Annotated in this window: 7 protein-coding genes; 5 read left to right on the forward strand and 2 right to left on the reverse strand. The window is 71.9% G+C overall.

What is annotated here, in order from left to right:
* Nucleotides 1-165: 165 nt before the first annotated feature.
* Together gndA and ACPYO4_RS06690 are read right to left on the reverse strand one after the other, a co-directional pair.
* Entirely contained in the window at nt 166-1,614 is a 1,449-nt protein-coding gene (gene gndA, locus ACPYO4_RS06685; RefSeq protein ID WP_425708436.1) for an NADP-dependent phosphogluconate dehydrogenase, read from the reverse strand.
* Between the two features lie 96 nt (nt 1,615-1,710).
* Nucleotides 1,711-2,760: a LacI family DNA-binding transcriptional regulator gene (locus tag ACPYO4_RS06690; RefSeq protein ID WP_425708437.1), complete on the reverse strand. Its 1,050-nt coding sequence runs from the start codon at nt 2,758-2,760 to the stop codon at nt 1,711-1,713.
* 136 nt (nt 2,761-2,896) lie between these two features.
* On the opposite strand from ACPYO4_RS06690, the gene larE reads away from it, so the two are divergent.
* The 5 genes from larE to ACPYO4_RS06715 all read left to right on the forward strand — a co-directional run bounded on the left by larE (nt 2,897) and on the right by ACPYO4_RS06715 (nt 7,799).
* Nucleotides 2,897-3,793 (forward strand): ATP-dependent sacrificial sulfur transferase LarE, encoded by an 897-nt coding sequence (gene larE, locus ACPYO4_RS06695; protein ID WP_425708438.1) that lies wholly within the window; start codon nt 2,897-2,899, stop codon nt 3,791-3,793.
* On the forward strand, nt 3,783-4,574 hold the full coding sequence (larB, locus tag ACPYO4_RS06700; RefSeq protein WP_425708439.1) for a nickel pincer cofactor biosynthesis protein LarB: 792 nt from the start codon (nt 3,783-3,785) through the stop codon (nt 4,572-4,574). Before larE ends, larB begins: the two co-directional genes overlap by 11 nt.
* 234 nt (nt 4,575-4,808) lie before the next feature.
* Nucleotides 4,809-5,798, forward strand: a complete 990-nt coding sequence (locus ACPYO4_RS06705) for a TRAP transporter substrate-binding protein (RefSeq protein WP_425708440.1) — start codon at nt 4,809-4,811, stop codon at nt 5,796-5,798.
* Between the two features lie 37 nt (nt 5,799-5,835).
* Complete coding sequence (locus ACPYO4_RS06710; RefSeq protein WP_425708441.1) at nt 5,836-6,492, forward strand: TRAP transporter small permease; 657 nt, start codon at nt 5,836-5,838, stop codon at nt 6,490-6,492.
* Nucleotides 6,492-7,799, forward strand: a complete 1,308-nt coding sequence (locus tag ACPYO4_RS06715) for a TRAP transporter large permease (protein WP_425708442.1) — start codon at nt 6,492-6,494, stop codon at nt 7,797-7,799. Before ACPYO4_RS06710 ends, ACPYO4_RS06715 begins: the two co-directional genes overlap by 1 nt.
* Nucleotides 7,800-7,894 lie beyond the last annotated feature (95 nt).

A 7,894-nucleotide genomic window follows, 5' to 3' on the forward strand; every position in this document is an offset into this window, starting at 1 on the left:
CGACGACGACGTTCCTCTGACGCGAGATCGCCCTCCCACCGGCGTACCGGTGGGAGGGCGATCTCGCGACGGGTCGATGCCCGCTCACTCAGGAGGCGGAATCCCGTTCGCTCGACGGGCGGAACCGTGCTCACTCGTGACGAAGAATCCCCTCACTCGTCGGGGTTACTGGGGGGTCTCGCTGCGGTCGCCCGACCACTCCGTGTGGAACGTGCCCTCCTTGTCGGTGCGCCGGTAGGTGTGCGCGCCGAAGAAGTCCCGCTGTCCCTGCACGAGGGCGGCCGGCAGGTGCTCGGCCCGCACGGTGTCGTAGTAGGACAGCGCGGCGGAGAAGCCCGGGACCGGGACGCCGGAGGCCACCGCGTGGGCGATCGCGCCGCGCCAACCGGCCTGGCTGGCCTCGAGACCGGCGACGACGGACGGCGCCTCGAGCAGAGTCGTGAGGTTGCCGGCGGCGTACTCGGAGCGGATCCGCTCGAGGAGACGCGCCCGGATGATGCAGCCGCCGCGCCAGATCTTCGCGACCTCGGCGATGTCGATGTCCCAGCCGAACTCCTCGGACGCCGTCCGGATCTGGTCCAGCCCCTGCGCGTAGGCGACGACCTTCGATGCCCACAGCGCCTGGCGCACCTGCTCCACGAGCTCCGCCCGCTGCTCGGCCGGGACCTCGCCGCGCGCCGGGCCGGGCAGGACCCCCTTCGACGCCGCCCGCAGCGCGGCGTGGCCCGAGGTCGACCGGGCGAACACCGACTCGGCGATGGTGCTCACCGGCACGCCCAGCTCGAGGGCGATCTGCACCGTCCACCGCCCGGTGCCCTTCTGCTCGGCCGCGTCCTGGACGATCGACACGAACGGCCGGCCGGTCTCGGCGTCGACGTGCCCGAGCACCTCGGCGGTGATCTCGATGAGGTAGGAGTCCAGATCGCCGGTGTTCCACTCCCGGAACACGTCCGCCAGCTCGGCGGGCGTGAGCCCGGCGGAGTGCAGGACGTCGAAGGCCTCGGCGATGAACTGCATGTCCGCGTACTCGATGCCGTTGTGCACCATCTTGACGAAGTGGCCGGCGCCGTCGGGGCCGATGTGCACGCAGCACGGCTCGCCGTCGACCTTCGCGGAGATCGCCTCGAGGATGGGCCCGAGCGTCTCGTAGGACTCGGCCGGGCCGCCGGGCATGATGCTCGGGCCGTTGAGCGCACCCTCCTCGCCGCCGGAGATCCCGGCGCCGACGAAGTGCAGTCCGACCTCGCGCAGGGCCGCCTCCCGACGGCGGGTGTCCTCGTAGTGGGCGTTGCCGCCGTCGACGACGATGTCGCCCTCCTCCAGCAGCGGGACGAGCTGCTCGATGACCGCGTCGGTGGCACCGCCGGCCTTGACCATGATGACCATCTTGCGCGGCCGCTCCAGGCTCGCGACGAAGTCCTCCAGCGTGGTCGACGCGACGAACGTACCGTCGCCGCCGTGGTCGGCGATGAGCTCGTCGGTCTTCGACGTCGTGCGGTTGTACAGGCCCACTGCGTAGCCGTTGCGGGCGAAGTTGCGGGCGAGGTTGCTGCCCATGACGGCGAGCCCGATCACCCCGATCTGCGCGCTCGCGGTGGTGTCGTTGACGGTCATGCGGTCGTCCCTTCCTCGGCGACTGGGCGGTGCTCCTCCCCCAGTATGTCCGCGGCGCGCCGCAGGCCTCAGTGGTGGCCAGATGTTGTCAACGGCTCAGCCGACGTGGGGCGACGCCCCGCCGGCAGGCCCGCCGGACGCCCCGCCCACCGGTCCGGTGGACTCCCGCGGCACGAGCTTGACCGGGAGCAGCACCGGCTGCCGCGGCGGCCGGGCACCCTTGACGATGGCGAGCAGGTTGCCCACGGCTGTGCGGCCCTGGAGCGCCAGCGGCGAGGCCACCGAGGTGATCGCCGGCGTGGCGAGCGCCCCGAGGCGGCTGTTGTCGAAACCGACGACGCTGACGTCGGTCGGGACCTCCAGGCCCTGCGCCCGCAGGCCGCGGACGAACCCGATGGCCATGACGTCGTTGAAGGTGACGACCGCGGTCACCTGGCTCCGGGACCACCGGGCGGCGACCAGCTCGCCGCCGACGACGGTCGGCTCGTTGGGTCCGATGCGGCGCACGCGCAGGGCCAGCTCCTCGCCGGCCTCCTGGAGCCCGCGCCAGCGCACGCCGTCGGCCCACGACGCCTCCGGACCGCCGATGTAGGCGACCTCCCGGTGTCCGAGGGAGCCGAGGTGCTCGGCCACCCGACGCACGCCGCGCGCGCCGTCGGTCAGCACGCTCGGCAGGCCGCTGACCATGCGGTTGAGCACGACGACGGGGCGCTGCTTGGCCAGCCGCAACAGCGCGGAGTCGGACATCCGGGGGCTGGCGAGGATGAACCCCTCGACGAAGTCGAGGAAGGACTCGGCCGCGGCGCGCTCACGGGACTCCGCCTCGCGGGCGTCGAACAGGAGCATCGTGTAGCCGGCCCGGCCGGCGGCGACCTCGGCACCGCGGAAGACGTCGACGAACAGGGGGTTGCCGATGTCGGCGACCACCATCGCCAGGAGCTTGCTCGGGACGACGCCGAGTGCGGGCGCGACGGCGGAGCGTCGGTAGCCGATCTCGGCGGCCACCTCGCGCACACGTTCGGCCGTCTCCGCGCTCACCCGGCCCGGGCGGGCGAGCGCCCGGGAGACCGTCGACGGCGACACCCCGGCGGCCGCGGCGACGTCGTAGATCGTGGGGATCCTGCGTGCCTCCCCGTCGGTGCTCATGGCCCCACGGTAGCCGCGCGCCGCGTGGCAACCCGTGGCAACGAGGTCCGTGCGGCCGCCGGTCTCGGTCACGATGCGACCCTGGGTACCGTGGCGCGACCGGCGACGTGCGCGCCGAGAACGAGGGAGAACAGCGATGAGCACCCGTGCGACGACGACGTCCGTGCCGCCGGTCACCGAGCAGCCGACCGGCGGCGACACACGCCACGACGACGCCGGGCCGGCCGACCGCGTGGCCCGGCTCCTCGCCGGACACGGCCTGCTCGGCGTGGCCTACTCCGGCGGCGTGGACTCCGCGACGCTCCTCGCGCTCGCGGTCCGCACGCTGGGGCCGGACGGCGTCGTCGCGATCCTCGGCGTCTCCCCCTCGCTCGCGACCGACGAGCGGGAGGCCGCCCACGCGACGGCCCGCGAGATCGGCGCGCGCGTCGTCGAGGTCGAGACCCACGAGGGCGACAACGCCGAGTACCGCGCCAACGGCCCGGACCGCTGCTTCCACTGCAAGGACGAGCTGTTCGCCCGCATCTCCGACGAGCTGGTCGCCGAGCTCGGTCTCGCGGCCGTCGCGTACGGGGAGAACGCCGACGACGCGCGCCGCCCGGACCGGCCCGGGGCGCAGGCCGCGTCGAACCACCGCGTGCTGCGCCCGCTGGCGGAGGTCGGCCTGACCAAGGCGATGGTCCGGCAGGTGGCACGCGAGCTCGGCGTGCCGGTCGCGGACAAGCCCGCGGCGCCGTGCCTGGCCTCACGCATCCCGCACTTCGAGGAGGTCACGCCCGAGAAGCTGGCCCAGGTCGACGCCGCGGAGGGCGCGCTGCGCCGGCTCGGCTTCTCCGACGGCCGCGTGCGCCACCACGGGGACGTCGCCCGGATCGAGCTGCCCGCGGCCGAGATCGTGCGCGCGGCCGAGCTGCGCGACGAGGTCCACGCCGCCATCACCGCGGCCGGCTTCCGGTTCGCCGCCGTCGACCTGCGCGGCATCCAGTCCGGCGCGTTCACCCTCCCGCTCGTCGACATCAGCCATGGCCGCTGACCAGGACGGCCGGCAGGACGACAGGCCCGGCGACGCACACGCCGGTGCGCCCGGCGACCCGCAGGACGGCACGCCCGGCGACGCACAGGGCGGCGAACCGGTCGCTCCCTCGGCCTGGCGTCCGGGACCGGAGCTCGAGGCGTTAGCCAGCCTCGACCACGACCGGGCGGCCCGGCGCGGCTACCCCGAGGCAGTCCTGTGCGAGCCCAAGAGCGTCGCGCAGGTCGCGGCCATCGCGGCCGCCGTCGCCGAGCGCGGCGCGCCGACGCTGTTCACCCGCGCGAGCCCCGAGCACGCACGGGTCGTGCTCGAGGCGCTCCCGGACGCGGCCCACCACGAGGAGGCAGGGCTGCTCGCCTGGCCGGCTGCCCCGCCCGCGCCGAGCGGTGGCCTCGTCGTCGTCCTCAGTGCGGGGACGTCCGACCTGCCCGTCGCTCTGGAGGCACGTCTCACGGCCGAGCACCTGGGGCGCAGGACGGAGCTCGTCGTCGACGTCGGGGTCGCCGGTCTCCACCGTGTGCTCGGCCGCCTCGACCTGCTCCGTTCGGCGTCGGCGATCGTCGTGGCCGCGGGTATGGACGGAGCGCTCCCCAGCGTCGTCGCCGGCCTCGTGGCAGCGCCCGTCGTGGCGGTCCCCACCTCGGTGGGCTACGGCGCGTCGTTCGGCGGGGTCGCCGCTCTCCTCGCGATGCTCAACGCCTGCGCGCCCGGGGTCGCCGTCGTCAACATCGACAACGGCTACGGGGCCGGCCATCTCGCGGCGCAGATCACGGCGCCGTGATCCGGCCCGCCCTGGCAACTCGTGGCAACCAGTGTCCGGCGGACGTACCGACCTGACTCAATGACTCCACCAACAACAGCGGCACCTCCGCCGGACGGCCGCCCCTCCGATCGGGGCACGGCATGGCTGCCCGCCCGGGACGCACGACGTGGCAAGGAACGCCACATCCCAACGGTCTGACGACGGAGTCTCCCCCGAGGCAAGGACGGAAATCATAAGAACTCGGTCATCGCCGTGGCAGGCGCCGCCGGCGCCGCGCTGCTCCTGGCGGCCTGCGGTGGCGGCGACGACAACGGCGGGGGCGGGGGCGGCGGCACCACGATGCGGCTGGCGCTCAACCAGACCGAGGACCACCCCTCGTACGTGGCGCTCGACAACTTCGGCACCGCCCTCGAGGAGAACGCCGACGGCTGGGGCATCGAGGTCTACCCCAACGAGACGCTCGGCGCGCAGGCAGAGGCACTCCAGCTCGTCTCCGACGGCAGCGTCGACATGGCGATCGTCTCCGGCACCCAGCTGGAGAACCTCAACGACGACTTCGTCACCTTCAACCTCCCGCGCGTGTTCGACGACGTCGAGCACCAGATGAACGTCATCCACGACCCGGAGATCACCGGCGACCTGTACGCCTCGCTCGAGGAGTCCAACGGCTTCACCGTGCTCGGCGGCTTCACGCAGGGTGCGCGGTCGATCTACACGACCGAGGGCCCGGTCGAGACGCCCGAGGACCTCGCCGGCATGGACACCCGCGTCCAGGAGTCGGACCTGCACATCGCCATGGCCGAGGCCCTCGGCGGCAACGGCACGCCGATGGCCTACGGCGAGCTGTACACGGGCCTGCAGTCCGGGGTCGTCGACGCCGCGGAGAACAACGAGGTCTCCTACTTCACCCAGCGCCACTACGAGGTGGCGCCGCACTGGTCGTACACCAACCACCTCGTCGGCCTCGACTACCTCATCATCAACACCGACCTGCTCGAGAGCATATCGGAGGAGGACCGGGCCGCGTTCGACGAGGCCTGGACCGCGGCCTACGAGGAGCACACCCAGCTCTGGGCCGACGCCACGCAGGAGGCCATCGACGGCGCCACCGAGGGCGGCGCGACCTTCACCGAGGTCGACGACGCCGCCTTCGCGGAGCCGCTCGAGGCCCTGGCCGACGAGTTCATCACCACCGACTCGCAGCGCGAGCTCTACGACGCGGCGCGCGCAGCGGCCGAGTGATCCGGACAGGCCGAGTCATGACCGAAGGAGGTGACGCATGAGAGCCATCAAGAGGGTGCTCGACACAGCCCTGTGCTGGATCACGGTGGTGCTGTTCGCCCTGCTCGTCGTGGTCCTCGTGTGGCAGATCTTCACCCGGCAGGTGCTGGGCGACCCCGCCACCTGGACGGAGGAGGGCGCCAGGCTGACCTTCGTCTGGCTCGGCCTGTTCACCTCGGCGTTCGTGTTCGGCGAGCGCGGGCACATCGCGGTCGAGTTCCTCGCCCGCAAGCTGCCCGGCGGCGCCGAGCGCGTCCTGGCCATCGTCGTCCAGCTCGTCGTCCTGGCGTTCGCCGTCGTCGTCCTCATCTGGGGCGGGATGCGTGCGTCGGACAACGCGTGGCTGCAGAACCTGTCGGCCCTGCCGTTCACGCTGGGTCAGATGTACCTCGCGCTGCCGATCTCCGGCGTGCTGATCGCGTTCTACTCGATCTACTACATCCTCCAGGTCGCCACCGGCGCCGAGGCGCCCTACGGCGACCACACCGACGAGGACGACCCCGACGTCCGGGTCGGTGCCGATGACGTCGAGTCGATCGTCCTCCCGGACGACGGTTCCGACGCGCGCCGGCCGGAGGCCGACGACACGGCCGGCCCGAACCACGGTCCCCCCACCCGCGGCGGCGCGTCCGCCCGACCGACGACGGAGGCGTGATGGACCCGACAACGCTCGCAGCGCTCATCCTCGTCGGCGGCATCGTCATCGGCATCGTGCTGTCCGTGCCGATCGCCGTCGTCATCGGCGTCTCGTCCTTCCTCGCGACGATCCCGATCCTCGGTTCCGAGCAGGCGGTGCTCATCTCCGCGCAGCGCATGTTCACGGGGATCAACAGCTTCCCGCTCCTCGCGATCCCGATGTTCGTGCTGGCGGGCGTCATCATGAACTCGGGCGGTATCGCCGGGCGGCTCGTGGACGCCGCGAAGGTGCTCATCGGACGCATGCCGGCCTCGCTCGCCCAGACGAACGTGGCGGCGAACGCGATGTTCGGGGCCGTCTCCGGCGCCGCGGTCGCTGCGGCCGCCGCCGTCGGCAACGTGATGAACAACCGGATGGTCGCCGAGAAGTACGACCGCGGCTTCGCGGCTGCGGTCAACGTCGCCTCCGCGCCGTCCGGCATGCTCATCCCGCCGTCGAACACGTTCATCGTCTACTCGCTGGTGTCCGGCACGTCGATCGCGGCGCTGTTCATGTCGGGCCTGATCCCGGGGCTCCTGTGGGCTGCCGCCTGCATGATCGTCGTCGCGATCTATGCCGTGCGCCAGCCGGGCAGGCTGAAGACGGCGGACCGGGTGACGTTCCGCCAGGCCCTGCTCGTCTTCTGGCGTGCGCTCCCGTCGCTGCTGATGATCGTCATCGTGGTCGGCGGCATCCTCGCCGGCTACTTCACGGCCACCGAGTCCGCGTCCGTCGCAGTCGTCTACTGCCTCGTGCTGTCGGCGATCTACCGCACGGTCAAGGTCCGTGACCTGCCGGGCATCCTCGTCGACGCGGGCCGGACCACGGCCATCGTCATGCTGCTGGTCGGCGTCTCCACCGCGCTGTCCTTCGTCATGTCGCTCGCGCGGATCCCGGACCTCATCTCGGACGCGGTCCTCGGGTTCACCGACTCGAGCACCGTCGTCCTCCTGCTGATGATGGTCGTGCTGCTCATCGTCGGGACGTTCATGGACCCGACGCCGGCCATCCTCATCTTCGTGCCGATCTTCCTCCCGATCGTCACCGAGTTCGGGATCGACCCGATCCACTTCGGTGCGATGGTGGTGATGAACCTGTCGATCGGGACGATCACACCGCCGGTCGGCAACGTGCTGTTCGTCGGGTCACGCGTGGCCCGACTACGGATCGAGCCGGTCATCGCCAAGCTGTGGCCGTTCCTCCTCGCGATCATCGCCATGCTGTTCCTCGTGGTGTTCGTCCCGCAGCTCTCGATGTGGCTGCCACAGCTCATGGGCCTGGTGTAGGAACGGGCACCGCACGGTCCGGAAAAGGCGAGGGCCGCGGGTCGGGGAGGCCCTTCCTCCCGGAACGTGGCCCTCGTCGATGCCCAAGATGGGGC

Source organism: Georgenia sp. Z1491 (assembly GCF_049856175.1).
In the GTDB taxonomy this organism is placed as follows: Bacteria; Actinomycetota; Actinomycetes; order Actinomycetales; family Actinomycetaceae; genus JB111.